General features: G+C 60.2%; 18 protein-coding genes. 12 read left to right on the forward strand and 6 right to left on the reverse strand.

Features of this window, described 5'->3' with window-relative positions; genetic code table 11:
* Nucleotides 1–211 precede the first annotated feature (211 nt).
* Entirely contained in the window at nt 212–1,537 is a 1,326-nt protein-coding gene (locus tag ACX3P0_RS14565; protein WP_459089514.1) for an alpha/beta hydrolase, read from the forward strand.
* A gap of 106 nt (nt 1,538–1,643) precedes the next feature.
* Here ACX3P0_RS14565 and ACX3P0_RS14570 read toward each other — a convergent pair whose 3' ends face one another.
* Together ACX3P0_RS14570 and ACX3P0_RS14575 are read right to left on the reverse strand one after the other, a co-directional pair.
* On the reverse strand, nt 1,644–2,591 hold the full coding sequence (locus tag ACX3P0_RS14570) for a SphA family protein (protein WP_459089516.1): 948 nt from the start codon (nt 2,589–2,591) through the stop codon (nt 1,644–1,646).
* Between the two features lie 230 nt (nt 2,592–2,821).
* Nucleotides 2,822–3,082 (reverse strand): hypothetical protein, encoded by a 261-nt coding sequence (locus tag ACX3P0_RS14575; RefSeq protein WP_459089518.1) that lies wholly within the window; start codon nt 3,080–3,082, stop codon nt 2,822–2,824.
* A 670-nt stretch (nt 3,083–3,752) separates the two neighbouring features.
* Here ACX3P0_RS14575 and ACX3P0_RS14580 point away from each other — a divergent pair.
* The 3 genes from ACX3P0_RS14580 (at nt 3,753) to ACX3P0_RS14590 (ending at nt 7,635) form a co-directional block, all read left to right on the forward strand.
* Entirely contained in the window at nt 3,753–4,694 is a 942-nt protein-coding gene (locus ACX3P0_RS14580; RefSeq protein WP_459089629.1) for a formylglycine-generating enzyme family protein, read from the forward strand.
* A 6-nt stretch (nt 4,695–4,700) separates the two neighbouring features.
* Nucleotides 4,701–6,518 (forward strand): arylsulfatase, encoded by a 1,818-nt coding sequence (locus ACX3P0_RS14585; RefSeq protein WP_459089520.1) that lies wholly within the window; start codon nt 4,701–4,703, stop codon nt 6,516–6,518.
* Nucleotides 6,519–6,633: 115 nt separating this feature from the next.
* A complete protein-coding gene (locus tag ACX3P0_RS14590) occupies nt 6,634–7,635 on the forward strand; it encodes an HAD family hydrolase (RefSeq protein WP_459089631.1) in 1,002 nt (333 codons plus the stop codon).
* A gap of 79 nt (nt 7,636–7,714) precedes the next feature.
* Here ACX3P0_RS14590 and ACX3P0_RS14595 read toward each other — a convergent pair whose 3' ends face one another.
* Entirely contained in the window at nt 7,715–7,918 is a 204-nt protein-coding gene (locus ACX3P0_RS14595; RefSeq protein ID WP_459079996.1) for a hypothetical protein, read from the reverse strand.
* Nucleotides 7,919–8,080: 162 nt separating this feature from the next.
* Nucleotides 8,081–8,902: an IclR family transcriptional regulator gene (locus ACX3P0_RS14600; RefSeq protein WP_459089522.1), complete on the reverse strand. Its 822-nt coding sequence runs from the start codon at nt 8,900–8,902 to the stop codon at nt 8,081–8,083.
* Between the two features lie 145 nt (nt 8,903–9,047).
* Here ACX3P0_RS14600 and ACX3P0_RS14605 point away from each other — a divergent pair, with 145 nt between their 5' ends.
* From ACX3P0_RS14605 to ACX3P0_RS14630, 6 genes are all read left to right on the forward strand, one after another.
* Nucleotides 9,048–9,926, forward strand: a complete 879-nt coding sequence (locus ACX3P0_RS14605) for a transporter substrate-binding domain-containing protein (protein WP_459089524.1) — start codon at nt 9,048–9,050, stop codon at nt 9,924–9,926.
* A gap of 68 nt (nt 9,927–9,994) precedes the next feature.
* Nucleotides 9,995–10,660, forward strand: a complete 666-nt coding sequence (locus ACX3P0_RS14610; RefSeq protein WP_459089526.1) for an amino acid ABC transporter permease — start codon at nt 9,995–9,997, stop codon at nt 10,658–10,660.
* A gap of 3 nt (nt 10,661–10,663) precedes the next feature.
* The gene (locus ACX3P0_RS14615) at nt 10,664–11,311 is read left to right on the forward strand and encodes an amino acid ABC transporter permease (protein WP_459080000.1); all 648 of its coding nucleotides are present in this window, start codon (nt 10,664–10,666) and stop codon (nt 11,309–11,311) included.
* Between the two features lie 4 nt (nt 11,312–11,315).
* A complete protein-coding gene (locus ACX3P0_RS14620; RefSeq protein WP_459080001.1) occupies nt 11,316–12,104 on the forward strand; it encodes an amino acid ABC transporter ATP-binding protein in 789 nt (262 codons plus the stop codon).
* Between the two features lie 16 nt (nt 12,105–12,120).
* A complete protein-coding gene (locus tag ACX3P0_RS14625) occupies nt 12,121–12,600 on the forward strand; it encodes a RidA family protein (RefSeq protein ID WP_459080002.1) in 480 nt (159 codons plus the stop codon).
* Entirely contained in the window at nt 12,593–13,807 is a 1,215-nt protein-coding gene (locus ACX3P0_RS14630; protein WP_459089528.1) for an aminotransferase class V-fold PLP-dependent enzyme, read from the forward strand. Before ACX3P0_RS14625 ends, ACX3P0_RS14630 begins: the two co-directional genes overlap by 8 nt.
* Before the next feature lie 88 nt (nt 13,808–13,895).
* On the opposite strand, the gene rhaI is transcribed toward ACX3P0_RS14630, so the two are convergent.
* Nucleotides 13,896–15,188, reverse strand: a complete 1,293-nt coding sequence (rhaI, locus tag ACX3P0_RS14635) for an L-rhamnose catabolism isomerase (RefSeq protein WP_459089530.1) — start codon at nt 15,186–15,188, stop codon at nt 13,896–13,898.
* A 167-nt stretch (nt 15,189–15,355) separates the two neighbouring features.
* Nucleotides 15,356–17,458 (reverse strand): bifunctional rhamnulose-1-phosphate aldolase/short-chain dehydrogenase, encoded by a 2,103-nt coding sequence (locus tag ACX3P0_RS14640; RefSeq protein WP_459089532.1) that lies wholly within the window; start codon nt 17,456–17,458, stop codon nt 15,356–15,358.
* Nucleotides 17,459–17,644: 186 nt separating this feature from the next.
* Between ACX3P0_RS14640 and ACX3P0_RS14645 the strand changes: the two genes are divergently transcribed.
* Complete coding sequence (locus ACX3P0_RS14645) at nt 17,645–18,454, forward strand: DeoR/GlpR family DNA-binding transcription regulator (protein ID WP_459089534.1); 810 nt, start codon at nt 17,645–17,647, stop codon at nt 18,452–18,454.
* 54 nt (nt 18,455–18,508) lie between these two features.
* Complete coding sequence (rhaS, locus tag ACX3P0_RS14650) at nt 18,509–19,504, forward strand: rhamnose ABC transporter substrate-binding protein (RefSeq protein WP_459089536.1); 996 nt, start codon at nt 18,509–18,511, stop codon at nt 19,502–19,504.
* Nucleotides 19,505–19,536: the final 32 nt, after the last annotated feature.

The following is a 19,536-nucleotide window of genomic DNA, read 5'->3' on the forward strand; positions in this document are numbered from 1 at the left end:
CTCCGCTATCGTCGCCTGCCCGTCATGCGCTCTTCTTTGGAGGCAAGATGGGATAACGAAGCGTGCGGCTTTTGGGGGAACAAGGACGTCATGCCACGATCGAGCCTGGCTATTGCAATCCTGGCGTCAAGCCTCCTTGCCGGTACGGTCATGGCGGCTGGCTCACCGCCCTACCCCTTGAACCGGTTCGGCCCGAGCGGAGTTATTTGAATTGAGCTGCGCCCGACGGCCCGGTCATCGCGCCAAACTGGGTTGTGGGGCCAGCCTCGTCGCCCTGTCCTGTTTGGTGACCGTGCTGTCGGGCTGCGGCCACCCTGTGGGCGTGCTGGCTCCCGTTGCCGCGACCGTCCCCAACGCGTCAGTCGCGGAACTTCTGGTCGTCACGACGCGTCGTCCGTCCGGCGATCCGGGCACGCTTTACAGCGGCCAACGCGACAGTGGCTTTTCGATCGATGCGATCAAGGTTTCCATCCCGCCGGATTCGGCCAGGAAGGTCGGCGAGGTACAATGGCCGAAGCGGCTTCCACCGAACCCCGAAACGGACTTCGCCACAATGGCCGTCAACCATCTGCCCCCGACGCAGAAGGCCGGGTCTGAATGGCTGGCGCAAAACCTGCCGGAAAGCCGGGACGTGCTGGTCTTCGTCCATGGGTTCAACAACCAGTACGAGGACGCCGTCTATCGCTTCGCCCAGATCTTCCACGATTCCAAGGCTGCGGTCGCGCCGATCCTGTTCACCTGGCCTTCCGGCGGCAGTGTCTTCGATTACAACTACGACCGCGAAAGTACGATCTACTCCCGTGACGGGCTCGAGACGCTGCTGCATCTTCTCGCACGCGATCCGCGCGTCCACGAAGTGACCGTCATGGCCCATTCGATGGGCACATGGCTGGCGATGGAGTCGCTTCGCCAGATGGCGATCAGGGAAGGCCGCGTCGCGCCAAAGATCCACAATGTGATCCTGGCCTCGCCCGACATCGACGTCGACGTATTCGCCAGGCAGTTTCGGGATCTGGGCGACCATCATCCCAATTTCACGGTCTTCGTCTCCCAGGACGACCGCGCGCTTGCGGTTTCGCGGATCGTGGCAGGCAACGTCAATCGGCTGGGTCAGATCGATCCCAACGCCGAACCCTACCGCAGCGCTGCGCAAAAGGCCGGCATAACCATGATCGACCTGACGAAGCTCGAGACCGAAGGCAACTCCCACCACGCCAAGTTTGCCGAAAGTCCCGAGATCGTCCAGGCGATCGGGACGCGGCTGGTGGCGGGACAGACACTCACGGAATCCAGCATCGGGCTCGGAGACAGCGTCACGATGCTGGCGGCCGGCACCGCCAAGGCTGTGGGAACCGGAGTGGGCCTTGCGGTCAGCGCTCCGCTTTCCGTCGTTGATCCGGCCACGCGGCGCAACCTCTCAGGCCATACCGGCAATTTGATCAGACAGGTCAGCGGTCGTGCCGAAGGCGCCGACAAAAAAGCCGGGAAGGCCGCGGAAGAGTTGCTGGTTTCGCCACGGGGCGGCTCACTCGAATGATCCGCCTGGCGGCCTTGCAAGCGCATTGCACCTGAATGGATTCATGCGGTGCGCTTCAAGCTCTTTTTTTGCCCCGAAACCGGTTCCCACTTTCGGGCGACATGCCTCAGAACTTGCCGGACACGTTTAGATAGAAAGCGTTTCCCCTCATCCTGTTCTTGACGCCGAACTCCGGTGCCCAGCTGAGGGAAGCATTGATGGGGTTTGTCTCCGATCCGCCCGTATATTTCAGCATCGGGCCGATGGCGAAGGATCTCCCCTTGAAGCCATCAAGGCGGTCTGCCGTAGCACCTTTGTCGTCCGCGAGTTGATAAAGGATCGAGCCAAATATCCCCGCACCGAATTGCTTGTTGAAGTTCTGGATGACAGCCGCGTCGACATGCGCCAACGCACCGCTCGTGTAGCCAGTGGCCGGGTTCCGGGTGTTGAAGTCGATACCGCCTGTCACATCGAATTCGAGGCCAGTCGTCGGATTGACGGTGGTGAAGGACAGGTTCGGCGAAAAGGTCCAGTAGTTGGTGCCTATGTTGGCGATCGCGTCTTGATCGTAATTGCCGGTCGGCGCGAAAACACGCAGGCTGGCGGATGCAAAAGTTGTTCCCGCATCCGAATGCCATCCGAGCATGGGACCGAATATGATATCACCCAACCCGCCGTCAGTATCGGATGTGCCGAATCTTCCCACGTCGACTGAGGCACGCATGTACTGCAGGGGCAGCGACATGCTGAAAGCCAGCGTCAAATTATGGTCGAGCTTTAACTCCGGCACCCATATGCCAGTGAAAGTCTGGCTGAAATAATCGCTCTTCAAGCCGAGCTGAGTAGACCCGCCGATGGGGATCCGAACGTCCTTCGATGCGGAACCATGATAATAGAATGTGGAACTCTGCCAATACACGCCCGGCACAGGAGGTACGTACCCGACGCCTGGTGCGGCAAAGACACCGGGAGTGTAACGCCCGAAAGCCGACTCGGTGGCCAAGGCTTTCGTCGATGCCAACGCACAGATCGCGACGGCAGATGCGCCTGCCAATTTGAATAAGCTGGTTTTCACGGACAGTCCCCTCACGTTGCCTCAGCCCAACGAAGCCGAAGCCACACCTTGCCGCATCGCGCGATCAAGCGAAGTACGTAACTGTAACAAGTCGTCTCTTCCTTCGCCGTTTCGCACGGCTGTGGTCTTCAGGCAGCGCGTTTCGTGTCGCTCGCCTTGTAGTCACGGCGATGTGCCGTCATCGCCGAAGGTGCGGATCGCATCCTGCTGGTCCAGGCGACCGTTGCCACTCATTCGGTCGCGCAAAGAGAAATGATATCGTTCTCGATCTCGTCGCATATGTTCCGGTAATCTTCGATTTTCTCCCGGTTCGAAGGGCTGTTTTCCTTGAGGAGCCGTTCCAGCGTGATGCTGGCCTCTCCGAAGGCAGCGCAAAGGCCCAGGACATCAGGGTCCCTTCTGCTGAGGATTTGCAATCGGCCACGCAAGGCCGGCATCTTCAGCATCAGCTTGACGAGTCCTTGGTGGCTATAGTCGACTTCCGTCGGCATTGTCGTGCCTCCCCAGCGAAAACAGCCTCTGCATAACGCAGGCAACCCATGCCCGAGTTTCGCCAGAGCGCCTGTCAGTCCTTTGTCATCCCCGTTGCTTGGAACAAGGTCTGCTTGGGACAACGCGGTATCCCATCAACAAAACTGTGACTCAGTTTGTTGGAATGCATGAGCACGTTACAGTAACAACGGGCGCAAGGACCTCATCGACGCCTACAGCTTCGGCCGCCGCCTCAAGACGCTGAAGGGCCTCGCGCCATACGAGCTGAGCAGGGTTCCCGAACCTGATGTTCGGCGACATCCCCGCTAGGTGGGCCTGTTACGGTAACGTACTTCAATAGGACATGCGTTCTTCCGAGGGTGTCGGCGACCGGACGAGTCTGTCTGACGCGGACGGACAACGCCAATGAGTGAACGAGCATGTCGTTCCAGCGCACCCGCATAAGTGCTGACCGCACGTTGATGCCGACGGCAGCGGCCGCCGGCAAAACTCGGACCGAGACATATGTTGCGATTACGGGACGGACCAATGAAAGCGGACAATCTCTCCCTTGGCAACGATGGTGCGGCAAAATCCACGACCCTCGATTTTGTCGCGCATGCCATCAAGGAAGGCGGACCGGACACGGCCGCCCGCGCCGTGCAAGGCGCGGCTGCCTGCCCGCCCGGCATGGTTTTCGTGCCCGGCGGAACCTTCCAGATGGGCTCGGATGCCCATTACCGGGAGGAGGCTCCCGCCCACCAGGTGACGGTCGACGGGTTCTTCATTGACAGGACACCCGTCACGAACCGCCAGTTCAAGGAATTCGTCAAGGAGACCGGCCACGTTACGGTTGCCGAGCGGGTGCCGGATCCAAAGGACTACCCAGGCGCGCTCCCGCACATGCTCTTCGCCGGATCCTTGGTGTTCCAGAAGACGGCGGGTCCTGTCGATCTTCGCAATCCGACGGAGTGGTGGGACTTCGTCGAGGGAGCGAATTGGAAAAGCCCACTCGGCCCGAAGAGCGGTCTCTTCAAGAAGGAGAACCACCCGGTGGTTCATATCGCCTACGAGGACGCGCTGGCCTATGCGCGGTGGGTGGGCAAGGAACTGCCGACCGAAGCCGAGTGGGAATATGCGGCATGGGGCGGCGTCGAGGATGCCGAATTCGCATGGGGCAATGAATTTGCGCCGAGCGGCAAGCAGATGGCCAATACCTGGCAGGGCGAGTTCCCACACCAGAACCTCCTCGACGACGGTTTTGAGCGGACATCGCCGGTCGGCACTTTTCCGGCGAACGGGTACGACCTCCGCGACATGATCGGCAATGTCTGGGAGTGGACGACGGACTGGTGGTCGAGCCGGCATCCGGACAAGGAAGAAAAGAGCTGCTGCATCCCGCAGAATCCACGCGGCGGACCCAAAGCCGCGAGCTTCGACGTGCGCCAGCCGACGATCCTGATTCCTAGAAAAGTCGTCAAGGGCGGCTCGCATCTCTGCGCGCCGAACTACTGCCGCCGCTACCGCCCGGCCGCGCGCCACGCGCAGCCCGTCGACACGTCGATGAGCCATGTCGGCTTCCGCTGCATCGTCAGGACGACATCCGATTCATCATTAGAAAGAGAAAGGTGAACAGCTATGAGCGATAAATCCAGAGATGAGCGGGGTTCGGCTCCGGACGCGCGGCAGGGCTCTGCCACGGGCGGCGTCAGCCGTCGCAGCATCCTGCTTGGCGGGACGACACTTGCCGCCGCCGCCGCGCTGGCCCAGACAACCAGCGTGCGCACCGCGCAGGCACAGGAGCAGTCTGCGCCGGCAGGCAACAAGCCGAACATCCTGGTCATCTTCGGCGACGACATCGGCATCTCTAACATCAGCGCCTATTCGCACGGCCTGATGGGTTACCAGACGCCGAACATCGACAGCATCGCCCGCGACGGCGTCATGCTCCTTCACTACTATTCGGAGCAGTCATGCACGGCTGGCCGCGCGGCGTTTCTCACCGGCCAGCACGGCATACGCACCGGACTGACCAAGGTGGGCTTCCCCGGCGCGCCGATGGGCATGAGCCAGTTGGATCCCACCGTCGGCGGATTGCTGAAGAACCTCGGCTACGCCACCGGCCAGTTCGGCAAGAACCATGTCGGCGACCGCAACCCATCGCTGCCCACCGTGAACGGTTTCGACGAATTCTTTGGCAATCTCTACCACCTCAACGCAGAGGAAGAGCCGGAACTGCCGGACTATCCGAAGGATCCCGAATATCGCGCCAGGTACGGCCCGCGCGGCGTTCTCAAATGCAAGGCGACCGACGTGGACGACCCCACCGAGGATCCGCGTTTCGGCAGGGTCGGCAAGCAGACGATCGAAGACACCGGCGCGCTCACCAAGAAGCGCATGGAGACGATCGACGACGAGACCTCGACTGCGGCCATCGATTTCATGCAGCGTCAGCAAACTGAGGGAAAGCCTTTTTTCTGCTGGTTCAACTCGACCCGTATGCATCTGCGCACGCATGTCCGCGACAGCCATCGCGGCCGATACCAGCATGGTGACAGCGAATATGTCGACGGCATGATGGAGCACGACGATACCATCGGCGTCGTGCTCAAGGCGCTCGAAGACATGGGCATCGCGGACAACACGATCGTTGTCTATACGAGCGACAACGGCCCGCACATGAACACCTGGCCGGATGGGGCCATGACCTGGTTCCGCTCGGAGAAGAACACCAACTGGGAGGGTGCCTTCCGCGCACCCTGTTTCGTCCGCTGGCCGGGCGTCATAAAACCCAACACGGTCACCAATGAGATGATGAGCCATAACGACTGGCTCCCGACACTCTGTTCGTTCGCCGGCGAACCGGACATCATCGAGAAGCTGAAGGCTGGCTACACGGCCAACGGCCTCGACTACAAGGTGCACCTCGATGGGTACGACCAGTCCGAATTCCTGCGCACAGTGAGCGGCGCTGCGGGCGGCAACAACGGGGTAAAGAGCGCCCGCGACAACTTCTTCTACGCCGACGACGATGGCCAACTAGTCGGCTTCCGGAAGGGCGACTACAAATACGTGTACTCGGAGCAGCGCTCGCCCGGCACACTGGAATTGTGGGCGGAGCCGTTCACGACGCTTCGCCTGCAGAAGATCTTCAACCTGTTCCAGGACCCCTTCGAGCGCGCCGACATTACGTCCAACACTTTCTGGGACTGGCAGATCGATCATCTCGGCGGCGTCTACGGATCAACGAACGACGTCTTTGAGTTTATAGCCACGTTCAAGGACTTTCCGCCTCGGTCCTTCCCGCCGAGCTTCAACCCCGCGAACATCATGGAAAGCACGCTGGACACCATCAAGCGAAGGGAAGCATTCAAGCAGAATCTCGACCTTGGGAGGGTTCGAAACGGGCTCGACAATATGATCAACGAAGCACTCGAGCATCGCGTCGCCAAGTAGCAGCGCTCCATTGGCTCCGCTCGCTCCGACGAGCGGAGCCGTTTCGTTAGATATGCCTGTGGGAATTGGCTCTCCTGGAGGCGCCTCCATACGGCAGAGATTTGAGGAGAGCCCGATGTTGAACCGCCGTTTCGCTATCCTGGCATTTGTCTTTGTCAGTTCGTTCTGCCTGGGGTCCCGAGCGTTCGCGCAGGTCGACCCATTACCATCGTGGAATGACGGGTCGGCGAAATCGGCTATCACCGAGTTCGTCACCAAGGTGACGACCGAAGGCGGTTCAAATTATGTTGCGCCGGCCGAGCGCATCGCCGTCTTCGACAATGATGGCACGCTGTGGTCCGAACAGCCTGTTTATTTCCAGTTCGCCTTCGCCATCGACCGTGTAAAGGTCATGGCTTCCGAGCATCCCGAATGGAAGGATGCCGAACCGTTCGCGTCGATACTCGCCGGCAACATCAAAGGCGTTAGCGCGTCGGGAAAAAAGGGCCTCGGCCAAATCATGGCGGTCACCCATGCCGGCATGACCACCGACGAGTTTGCTGGCACAGTTAGGGACTGGATCGCGACCGCCCGTCATCCGAAGTTCGACCGTCCCTACAATGAACTGATCTACCAGCCTATGGTGGAACTGTTGGCCTACCTGCGCGCCAACGACTTCAAGACCTTCATAGTCTCGGGGGGCGGCGTCGAATTCATGCGGCCCTGGGTGGAGCAAGCCTACGGCATTCCACCCGAGCAGGTGGTGGGCACGTCCGGGGTCGTGTCCTACGTACTGGACGGCGACAAGCCAGTCCTGAAGAAAGAAGCGAAGATTGAGTTCGTAGACGATGGCCCGGGCAAGCCCGTCGGCATCAACCGCTTCATCGGCCGGCGGCCCATCTTCGCAGCGGGGAATTCGGATGGCGATCTGCAGATGCTGCAGTGGACGACGCTCAATGACGGTCCCCGCTTCGCGCTGATCGTCCACCACACCGATGCCGAGCGGGAATTTGCCTATGATCGCGAGTCGCATGTCGGCAAACTCGACAAGGCATTGGATGAGGCGCCCAGTCGCGGCTGGACCGTGGTCGACATGAAATCCGACTGGAAGACGGTTTATCCAGCGGCAAAGCAATAGATGGCGACCAGTCCGTCATCCTGCTTTGCGTACGCTGATACCTGGCGTACGGGCATCAGCGGCATCCCCGTTACGCTCGTTAAATACGGCCCAGGCAACACGCCTCGAGCAGACGGCTGCACATAAACGCAGGGATATCCTCTTCTTCCCGCAAATCATCGGAATTGGCGTCGTAGAGAGAAAGGATGTCAGATTTCGCCACGCCGTCAGCTTTCATGACGAGGTGGACAATTGGGTCGTTCAAGAGTTCAAAGAGTGTGGGTTCGCGACCGCGAAGCTGCATGCGGAATCCTTCAGAGATGAATGGCACGGTAAAAAGTGAATCACGGCGAAATCACGCCGCTGACTTCATATAGGTATCCGGCCATCGAATTTCCCGCCTATGAAGGCACGAATCTCGCAGTGAACCCGAAACGTCGGACCATATCGGCTCTGTTTGGGTCGTTTAAACCATGACGACTGGCACTCGGGCCGCCGATATCGCTGAATTCGTCAGGGAAATCGCTTTCGACGCCTCTATCAATCTCGCTTCCAGGGCGGATTTTTTTTCACCCGAAATATCGATTGGTATGACGAAGCATATCGTCGCCTCCACCAAACCATGGTTGCTGGTGATCGGGGCCGCCAGACATTGCGTAAAGCTGTTTATCATGCCCACCGTCATTGCCAGAGGGCGACCTCTCGATGCATGGCATTCGGCGGCAAATGCCGGGATGTCGACTGGTTCGCCATTCGGCATCGCGCGATCTTCCTGCTCCAGGATCTCATCTATCTCCATCCTCGACATACTGGACAAAAGCAGACGACCGGAGGCTGTCCAGGTTATCGGAATCTGCGAGCCGATTTCCGAACTGATCCGCAGCGGCCGTGACCCTGGGCAGGCATGCACGATCACCTGCTTTCCGCGCAGCCGGGTGCATAGTTCGCTCGTTTCACCCATCTCTCTTGCCAGGGTATCGACCATCTCCTTTCCGCGAGCCAGGATGTTGTTGGCTCGAAGATAGCTGTCTCCATAGAGATAAATGAGCTTGCCGAAATAGACCGTGCTCTCCTTGCCTTTTACCTCGAGGAGCCCTGCTTCCGACAGGATGCTGACAAGACCATAGATCGTCGATTTCGGAGCATCCAATGCCTTCGGCAGTTCTGCCAGACGAACCGGGCCACCATTCGTCTGCAAGAAATCAAGCAGTTTCAGAACCCGGTCGACACCGCGCTCGCGCGGTCCTCGTGCAACACGGGTCCTCGTAGCCTCCCCGACACCAGCCATGCCCGCTCGTCCCTTTTTGCCAAATTCGGTTGCCACCGCATCCAGACTGCGTTACCGTCTTAGATATAAGAATACAGTCCAATATATAAGACTGACAAGCCCAATTCTGGAAATAATGTTTGGCATCTAAAATGCGGAGGCATCAATGACAGCAGGAAGTGAGCGTCGCGATTTTCTGAAACTAGGACTCGGCGGAATGGCGCTTGGCGCAGCCGCTGCCTCGGTTGCGATGAGTCCGAAAGAGGCGGCGGCACAGGCCGCGAGCGACAGCCTGTTGCGAACCGCGCTCGACAGGGGGCACCTCATCGTCGGCACCGGCAGCACGAATGCCCCATGGCATTTCGAGAACGACGCCGGTGAGTTGGTCGGCATGGACATCACCATGGGACGCATCATAGCACAGGCACTGTTCGACGACCCGACAAAGGTCGAGTTCGTCAAGCAGGACGCGCAGCAACGCATTCCCAACATCGTCACCGGCAAGGTCGACATCACCTTGCAGTTCATGACGATTTCGGGCGCCCGTTCGCAGATCGTCAATTTCACGCGTCCCTACTATGTCGAGGGCGTCGCGCTGATGACGAAGCCGGACTCCGCAACCAAGACCTATGACGAGTTGAAGGCGAAAGGCAGCGCCGCGCGCATCGCGATCTTGCAGAACGTCGATTCCGAAAAGACCGTGCACAAGGTGCTGCCGGAGGCGCAGGTGATGCAGATCGATACGCAAGCCAACGTGTTCCAGGCTCTCGAGTCGAACCGTGCCGACGCTTCCGCGGTCGATCTCTCCAACGTGCGCTGGCTAGTCTCGAAGAATCCGGACCGCTATTTCGACGCCGGCAAGCAGTGGAACAGCCAGCTTTACGGCGGCGGTGTCCGGCAAGGCGACCTCGACTGGCTGCAATTCGTCAACACCGCTTTCAACATCGCGATGTTCGGCCACAACAACGAACTTTACGATAAGGCCTTCATGGATTTCTTCGGCCTCGAACCGCCGGAACGCAAGGTGGGCTTCCCGTCCATCTGACCTCATGTACCCGACCACCATGGTGGTCGGGTACACTTCCTGCCGGGTGACAGCCGAATGAAGCTTGAATGAATTACCACCTCAATTTTAACCTCATCTGGCGACATTTCGACAAGCTGTGGCACGGTCTCATTCTGAGCCTCGAACTGGCCGTTCTGTCGATCCTGATCGGCGCCATCATCGGGCTGGTCCTGGCGATCTGGTACGTCTCGGCTGGCAAGCTCGTCAGAGCGATGATCTCGGCCTATGTCGAATTCATCCGCAACGTGCCGCTGATCCTGCTGGTCTATATCGTCTTCTACGGCGTCCCTACGGTCGTCGATTTTGCCTACAGTCCAACGGTATCGTTCGTTGGCACCTTGTCGCTTTATGCGGGAGCGTACCTTGTCGAAGTGTTCCGGTCGGGTCTGGAGGCCGTTCCGCGCGGACAGGTCGACGCAGGCAAGGCAATCGGCCTGAACCCGCTGCAACGGCTGCTCCATGTAAGGCTGCCGACCATGGCGCGCATAACGCTGCCGGCGCTTTCGAACACCTTTATCTCGCTGTTCAAGGACACGTCCGTTGCATCCGTTATCGCCGTTCCAGAACTGGCCTATGGCGCGCAATGGATCAACTTCAACACCTTCCGGATCGTAGAAGTCTACATCGTCACGACCGTCATGTACCTCATTACCGGCTACAGTATCCTGTTCGGGCTACGCCTCGTGGAACGCCGGTTCCGGGTGGAGCGCTGACCGATGGCCGCCATGCTCTACGCCCTTCCATTCCTGATGCAGGGACTCCTGATCACCCTGTGGATCTCCGTCCTCGTCGTGATCTTCTCGCTGGCCAGCGGTTTGGTCCTGGGCGTGGGGCTGGTCTATGGCCCGCGCCCGATCCAATGGATCATCAGGCTGTTCAGCGACTGCATCCGGGGTATTCCGATCCTGGTGTTGCTATTCGTGGTCTATTACGGCTTCCCGCCGCTGGGCATCGCCATCGACTCGTTCTGGGCCGGCGTGCTCGCCCTGACGCTGTTCAAGGCGGCCCAGGTGATCGAGTATGTCCGAGGCGCGATTTCCTCGATCCCCAAAGGGCAGATGGAGGCTGGCAAGGCAATCGGACTGACCTTTGTCCAGCGCTTGCAATCCGTCATTTTCCCCCAGGCAATCCGCCGCTTCCTTCCACCCTGGATCAACGGCGTGACCGATGCGGTCAAGGGAAGCGCACTGATTTCCCTTTTGGGCGTCGTCGACCTGATGCAGTCGATCAACGAGGTGATCGGGCGTACGTATGAAGCGATGCCGCTCTATCTGCTCGGTGCCTTCATCTATTTCGCGATCAACTATTCCCTGTCGCTGACCAGCCGGTTCGTGGAGCAGCGCTACGCATATATTCGGGACTGAAATCATGGCAGAAAACGAGCGGCCTCTTCTCAAGATCGAGAGCCTGGAAAAATCATTCGGGCAGGTGGATGTCCTGAAGGGCATCGACATGGCCGTGCGCAAGGGAGAGGTGGTTTCGGTCATCGGCCCTTCGGGTAGCGGCAAGACAACGCTGTTGCGCTGCGTGAATTTCCTCGAGACCTACGAGCGGGGCTCGATCAAGATCGACGGTCACGAAGTGGGATTCCGCGACGACGGAAGCCGCCGGCGACGTGGCGAAACCGACCTCGCCCGCATGCGGGCCGAAACCGGTATGGTATTTCAGAGCTTCAACCTGTTCCCACATCTGACTGCCGCCCAAAATGTCATGCTTGGGCTGGTCAAGGTACGCAAGAAGCCAAAACAGGAAGCCCGTGCAATCGCCGAGGACTGGCTCAAGAGGGTAGGCCTTGGCCACCGCATCGACAATCTGCCGGCGGAGCTTTCAGGCGGCCAGCAGCAGCGGGTCGGGATAGCCAGGGCCGTTGCGATGGACCCGAAGATCTTGCTGCTGGACGAAATCACCTCGGCGCTCGATCCGGAGCTGGTCGGTGAGGTTCTCGATGTCGTGCGGCAACTGGCCGAGGAAGGTATGACCATGCTCATGGTCACCCATGAGATCGCCTTTGCCCGCGATGCGAGCAACCGCATCGTCTTCATGGATGACGGCAGGGTATCCGCCGAGGGCGCACCCAGCGACCTGATGGCGCAAGCCGGGTCCAACGAACGGCTGGATGCCTTCCTTTCGCGTTTCAAGACCAGCCATCTGCATTGAAGAAATCAGAACCATCATGTCTCCCTACGACCAGATCACCGCTCTCGCCCTCGAACTTCCGACGGCTCCGGCTCCGATAGGCACGTTCCGCAACGTCCTGCAGGTGGGCAACATCCTCTATGTATCGGGACAGGGGCCACTCGACCGCAACGGCATCCTTCACAAGGGCAAGGTCGGACGCGACATCAGCATTGAAGTGGCTTACGGGCATGCAAGGCTGACGGGCCTGAACATCCTGGCGGTTTTGTCCACGCATTTAGGCGACCTCGCCCGGGTGAAGAGGTTCGTGAAGCTTCTGGGATTCGTGAATGCGACAGAAGACTTCGCCGACCATTCCCGCGTCATCAATGGCTGCTCCGACGTACTGGTCGAGGTATTCGGCGAAGGTGGGGTGCATGCGCGCTCTTCAATCGGCGTTGCCTCGCTGCCAAACAACATCACCGTCGAGATCGAAGCCATCGTCGAAATTCTCTCGGAAGGAGAAAACCATGAATAGTCGTGCGGACATCCCCGAAGCCGGACGCAACCAAACGATCCGCGAGCGCCTGGGCTTGCGTCCGATCGTCAACGTGTCGGGTACCATGACGGCGCTGGGAGCCTCGATCATCGTTCCCGAGGCTATTCGTGCCATGGCCGAGATCGCGCCGCAATTCGTCGAGATGGACGATCTGCATCGTGCCGCAAGCAAGGTCGTTGCGCGGCTGACAGGCGGTGAGGCCGGCTTCATCACGGCCTCTTGTGCCGGCGGTATCACGCTGGCCATCGCCGGCGCCATGACCGGAAACAGCCTGCTTGCCGTTGAGCGCCTGCCCGACTTCGCACCGGGTCTCAAGCATGAGGTGATCGTTCAATTCGGCCATATGGTCAATTTCGGCGGCAATATCGACCAGGCGATCAGGCTTTGTGGCGCCACGGTTGTGCAAGCCGGCACGGTCAGCGTCTCCAACGACTATCATGTCGCGGAAGCGATCAACGAGAAAACGGCGGCCGGCCTCTACGTCGTCTCGCATCATACCGTTCAATACGGGATGCTCTCGCTGCCGGAATTCGCCGAAATCTGCCACGCCGCCGGTGTCCCGGTTATCGTCGACGCCGCGTCGGAATATGATTTGCAGCGCTTCCTGAAACAGGGTGCCGACATTGTAATTTACAGCGGGCACAAATTCCTCGGTGGCCCGACCACCGGTATCGTCGCGGGCCGCAAAGATCTCGTCAGGGCCGCATTTTTGCAGAACCGTGGCATCGGGCGCGGCATGAAGGTCGGCAAGGAAAGCATCGCCGGCGTGATCGCCGCCCTTGAGGCATGGGAGAACCGCGATCATGAAGGCATCAGGAAGCGCGAGAGCGCGGCGCTGACGCTGTGGCAAAAGACGCTTTCGGGCCTGCCCGGGATCAAGGCCGAAATCCTGCCGGACCCGACAGATAATCCGCTGGACCGGCTGCTCGTCACCGTCACGCCGGAGTCAGGCTACACCGCCGCCGGCTTCGCCAAGGCAATGTCGCTGGCGGAGCCGCCGATCATCGTGCGCAACCATGAGGTCGAACGCGGCCATTTCTACCTGGACCCTTGCAATTTGCACGAGGGGGAAGCGGAGGTCGTTGCCAACGCCCTGAAGAGCGTGCTGACGGCGAACCCCAAGCCGGACTATGCGCTCATGACCCCGCGAAAAAACAGTCGGACTGTGCTCTCCTGGCCTGACTAGTCAGATTTTCTTGGGGGTGTCTCTCTAACACTTTTGATTGAGCATCTGAGTACCCCGAAAACCGGCAGCCACTTTTCGGTCCGATGCTCTAGACGATTCCTCCGCTGCCACCGGCAACGGCAGGACGCTCCTCGGCTACCTTGGCGCGGTAGCCGGCTTTGCGATAGGCGGCGACCGGGTCGATGGCGCCGCCGGCTTCCAGCCGGGCCATTGCAAGGATGGGTTCGACGTCGGTGCGATAGGCGGTCTTCAAGGCCTGCGTCGCCATCAGCGCGTCGTTGGTTTCCTGAAACCCTTCAAGCGCCTTGCGATCGACCAGAAGCGCCTGCGCATAGGCCCGCTGCACCTCGACTGCCGAGAGCATCAGGCTTTCGATAGGATCGGTGACGTTGTGGCTCTGGTCCAGCATATGGGCCGGGTCGAAGCCTTTGACGCCATTCAGTTCGGCATCGACCAGTTCGTTGAAAACGAGGAACAGGCGGTAGGGATCGATCGAACCGGCGTCGAGGTCGTCGTCGCCATATTTTGAATCATTGAAATGGAAACCGCCGAGCTTGCCGAACTGTATCAGCCGCGACACGATCATCTCAATGTTCACGTTGGGCGCGTGATGGCCGAGATCGACCAGGCAAAAGGCCTTTTCGCCCAGTTCCTTCGCGATGATGTAATTGGTTCCCCAGTCCTGCACGACCGTCGAATAGAAGGCGGGCTCGTACATCTTGTGCTCGGAATAAAGCCGCCAGTCGTCGGGCAATCCCGCATAGATATCGCGCATGGCATCGAGGTAGCGCTCGAAGCTTTTGGCGAAATTGACCTGGCCCGGAAAATTGGAACCGTCGCCGATCCACACCGTCAGCGCCTTGGAGCCGACGGCCCGGCCGATCTCTATGCACTCCAGATTGTGCTCGACAGCCTGCTGGCGCGTGCCGGCGTCGGCATGGGAGAGCGAACCGAACTTGTACGACAGCTTCTGGCTTTCCGCATCGGCGAAGGTGTTGGAATTCATGGCGTCGAAGCCGAGGCCGAACCGGGAAGCCGCCTGCTTCAGCCGGCGTGGGTCCGCCTTATCCCAGGGAATGTGCAGCGACACGTTCGGGGTCGCGCGCGTCAGCTGCTGGATGACGGCGCAGTCCTCGATCTTGTCGAAAATGTCGCGCGGCTCGCCCGCCCCCGGAAACCGGGCAAAGCGCGTGCCGCCGGTGCCGACGCCCCAAGAGGGGACGGCTATGTGGAAAGCCGCCACCTTGTCGCGAATGGCGTCGATGGCGATGCCGCGCCGGTCCAGCCGCTCGCCGAGGCTTTCGTAGTCGCGGCGCAGATCGGCTTCTCGCGCGGCATTGTCCTTTTCAACCACATCAGCGGATATGATGGTCTCGGTCATGTTTCCTCCCCTTCTTTGTCGTGCGTCCTTCGAGGCTCGCTTCGCTCGCACCTCAGGATGAGGGAGGGTCGGCTCAGGCGCTCCTCATCCTGAGGTGCGAGCCCGCAATGCATCGAAAACCAATAGCTCCGTTCTTCGCGGGCGAGCCTCGAAGGACGCACAACTATTTACCGCGTAAAGCTTTGTGCGTTGCCGGCATCGACGTTGATGATATTGCCGGTCGATTTCTCGGACATGTCCGACGCGAAGAAATAGACCGCTTCGGCGATGTCCTCGGGAAACACCGAACGCTTCAGCAGGGAGCGGGAGCGGTAATGCGCCTCGAGATCGTCCGCCGACATCTTGTAGGCGGCGGCGCGCTGCTCTTTCCACTCGCCGGTCCAGATCTTGGAGCCGCGCAACACCGCATCGGGGTTGACGGTGTTGACCCTGATCTGCGCTTCAGCGCCTTCAAGCGCCAGGCAGCGGGCGAGGTGAATCTCGGCTGCCTTGGCCGTGCAGTAGGCCGACGCGTTGGGCGAGGCGGCAAGCCCGTTCTTGGAGGCGACGAAGACGATATTGCCACCGATCTTCTGGGCACGGAACAGCTTGAAAGCCTCGCGGCTGACCAGGAAATAGCCGGTCGCCAGAATGTCGATGTTCCTGTTCCATAGGGCGAGCGTCGTCTCCTCGATTGGAGCCGACGAGGCGAGGCCGGCATTCGACACCAGAATGTCGATACCGCCGAATTCCACCGCCGTGTCGGCGAAACCGGCCAGCACCTCGCCTTCCACGGTCACGTCGATGCGCGCCGGCCGCACGAAATCCTTGCCGTGCTCTGCCGAAAGTTCGGCGTTTGCCTTGGCCAACGCCGTCTCATCGATATCGGCCAGCACCACGCAGGCGCCCTCGCGCAGCAGCCGCGCGGCGATCGCCCTGCCAATGCCGCCCGCGCCGCCGGTGACCAGCGCGATCTTGCCGGCAAGCGACTTCGGCTTTGGCATGCGCTGCAACTTCGCTTCCTCGAGCAGCCAGTATTCGATGTCGAAAGCCTCCTGTTCCGGCAGGCCGACATAGGTCGAGACCGTGGAAGCCCCGCGCATGACGTTGATGGCGTTGACGTAGAATTCGCCCGAAATGCGTGCGGTCGCCTTGTCGCCGGCGAAGGTGAACATGCCGATGCAGGGCATCAAATAGACGACGGCGTTGGGGTCGCGCATCGCGGGCGAATCCGCGTGCTTGCAGCGGTCGTAATAGGCGAGGTAGCCGGCGCGATAGGCCGCGACATCGTCGGCCAGCCTCGCCACGGCGGCATCGACATCGGGCTTGGCCGGATCGAAATCGATGACCAGCGGCCGGATTTTCGTGCGCAGGAAATGGTCGGGGCACGACGTGCCAAGGGCCGCCAGTGCGCGCAACTCCTTTGAATTGACGAATTCCAGCACCGCGTCGGAATCGTCGAAATGACCGAGCTTGTGCGATTTTTCCGAGATCAGGCCGCGGATCGCCGGCATCAGTCTTGCGGCAACGGCGCGCCGCGCGGCAGGATCGAGCGCGTTCACGGCCTGCCCGCCAAACACCGGCTTGCCTTGCGCTTGCTGTTCAAGCCACTCGATCGCCCGATTGATTACCGCAATCGTCGTCTCATAGCAGGCCTTGGGTGTGTCGCCCCAGGTGAACAGCCCATGGCTTTCAAGGATGGCGCCCTTGGCGGCAGGGTTTTCCAGACAGAATTTTTCCAGCCAAAGGCCAAGCTCGAAACCCGGCCTTTTCCACGGCAGCCAGCCGATCTCGCCACCGAAAACTTCGTTGGTGATGGCCCTTGAGTCCTTCGACGCCGCGATCGCGATGATGGCGTCCGGATGCATATGATCGACATAGGCGTGTGGCACATAGGCATGCAGCGGCGTGTCGATGGAGGCCGCGCGCGGATTGAGGTTGAAGGTGCAGTGCGGCAGAAAGCCGACCATCTCGTCTTCATGTTCCAGCCCGCGATAAAGGCTCTTCAACGCGCGCAGCTTGTCCATGTAGAGCGTGGCGAAGCCGTCCAGCTTGATGGAGGCGCTGTCGCCGCCGGAACCCTTGACCCACAAAACCTCGATCTGTTCGCCGGTCAGCGGATCGGCCTGCCATATCTTGGAGGAGGTGTTGCCGCCGCCATAATTGGTCACGCGCTTGTCGGAACCGAGGATATTGGAGCGGTAGACCAGCCGTTCCGGCTCGTTCATCGCGGCCGCCTTGGCATCGTCCCACAGATTGGCGAGGCGCGAGCCGGAGCGCTTTTCGAGCATGATTGATCCTCCCAAGGGAACGCGCGGATGCCTGCACTATACCCGCCAAGTTTTCACGAATGCCGGGTCTCGTCAATCAAAAACGATCAAGAGCAATCATATTGCGCTGCACAATGGATTATTTTGATTGGAATTGATTGACACTGCGCGGTTGCCGTGGCTAGATGTGAGCGCAGGGGAGGAACCATGCACGAGAAAGAGCGCCACAGGATCATTCTGTCCGCCGTCCAGGAAAAGCCTGTCGTGACGGTGCAGGAGATGGTCGACCTGACCGATTCCTCGGAAGCGACGATCCGGCGCGATATCGCTGCCCTTCACGTACAGAAACGCTTGCGCCGGGTGCGCGGCGGCGCCGAGGCGCTGTCTCCGCCGTCTTTCGTCGGGCTGGCCGGGCGACCCTTTTCGGTCAACGAAACCATCAACGCGGCGCAGAAGCGCGCGATTGCCCGCGAGGCGGCGGAGCTTTGCAAGGATGGCGAACCGATCATCATCAATGGCGGCACCACCACCTTCCAGATGGTGCATTTCCTGACCGGTCGCCGCATGCCGATCTTCACCAATTCGTTTCCGATCGCCGAGCATCTGCTCAAGCATTCGAAAAACACGGTGATGCTTTCGGGCGGCACTATCTACCGCGAGCAGAACATCATCCTGTCGCCGTTCGAGAACGACGTGACCCGCAATTTCTATGCGCGCCGCATGTTCATGGGCGCGCAGGGGTTGGGGCCGCTCGGCCTGATGGAAGGCGACCCGCTGCTGATCCAGGCCGAACAGAAACTGATCGATCAGGCGGATGAACTCGTCGTGCTCGTCGACTCCTCGAAGTTCCGTCGCCGCTCCAGCCTGATCTTGTGCGGGCTTTCGCGCATCGCGACCGTCATCACCGACGACGGAATAGAAGACAGGGAAGCCAAGATGCTGGAAAGCGCGGGCGTGACACTGATCGTCGCCGGCAAGGCCGCAAACGAACGGCAAGAATCTTCGCTGCAGGCATGAACCGGTCCGCGCTGCAGTGCCGATGGGAATATAACGCTAAAGGGAGGTAAGTTTATGAGTATCTGGAAGAAATTGCTGGTTACAGTGGCATTCTCCGCCGCCATGATGGCGAATGCCGCCTATGCCGACAACGCCAAGATCGCGCTGGTGGTGAAGTCGCTCGGCAACGGCTTCTTCGATGCCGCCAACAAGGGCGCGCAGGAAGCCGCGAAGGAACTGGGTGACGTTGACTTGATCTATACCGGCCCGACCAAGGCGACAGCCGAGGCCCAGATCGAAGTGATCAATTCGCTGATCGCCCAGAAGGTCGACGCCATCGCCATCTCGGCAAACGATGCCGATGCGCTGGTTCCGGTGCTGAAGAAGGCGATGCAGCGCGGCATCACCGTGATCTCCTGGGATTCCGGCGTCGCGCCCGAAGGCCGCCAGCTTCACCTCAACCCGTCGGAAACCAGCCTGATCGGCGAAACGATCATCAAGCTCGCCGCCGACTACCTGCCGGACGGCGGCGATGTCGCCATCTTGTCGGCGGCCTCGACTGCCACCAACCAGAATGCCTGGATCGATGCCGCCAAGAAGGTGCTGCCGGAGAAATTTCCGAAGATAAATCTCGTCGCCACCGTCTATGGCGATGACGACTCGGCCAAGAGCACGGACGAGGCCAAGGGCCTGCTGAAATCCTATCCGAACCTCAAGGCGATCATCGCGCCGACCACGGTGGGCGTCGTCGCCGCCGCTCAGGTGGTGACGGATGAAGGCCTGATCGGCAAGGTCAACGTGACCGGCCTCGCGCTGCCTTCGGAGTTCAAGAAGTTCATCGACAATGGCGCTTCCCAGGCGGTCGCGCTGTGGAACCCGATCGACCTCGGCTATTCGGCGATCTATCTGGCGCATGACCTTGCCGTGAAGAAGGAGGAGGCGAAGCCCGGTGCGACGCTTTCCATCGGCCGCGTCGGTAAGGTGACGCTTGACGACACCAATTCGGCTGCGATGGCTCCGCCCTTCCAGTTCGACAAGACGAACATCGAAGAGTTCTCCAAGATTTATTGATCGGGAGAGACAGGGGGCGGGGCGCAGGCCTC

Source organism: Mesorhizobium sp. A556 (assembly GCF_054489545.1).